The organism is Pseudoalteromonas sp. SR43-5, from assembly GCF_014163835.1.
GTDB lineage: Bacteria > Pseudomonadota > Gammaproteobacteria > Enterobacterales > Alteromonadaceae > Pseudoalteromonas > Pseudoalteromonas distincta.
Genome location: NZ_JACJEA010000100.1, coordinates 1 through 240, shown reverse-complemented (window position 1 = coordinate 240; position 240 = coordinate 1). Strand labels below are relative to the sequence as shown.

1 rRNA gene is annotated in these 240 nt (G+C 37.9%); it reads left to right on the top strand.

Features of this window, described 5'->3' with window-relative positions:
- Positions 1-132: 132 nt before the first annotated feature.
- Positions 133-240 (top strand): 5S ribosomal RNA (gene rrf, locus H5090_RS20660); the annotation flags it as partial.

Genomic DNA, 240 nt, shown 5'->3' with positions numbered 1-240 from the left:
GCGTTTTATGCGACAGTTTGACAGAAGTTAATATGACTAAAGTAGACATTACTTAGAAAGACTAAAAAAATATTATCAGATATTTTCCAAATTCAGTTAGTGCGTAGAAATACGGATTAACGCCCAAATTTGCTTGGTGACAATAGCGTTTTGGACCCACCTGACTCCATGCCGAACTCAGTAGTGAAACGAAACAGCGCCGATGATAGTGTAGCATTTGCTATGTGAAAGTAGGACATT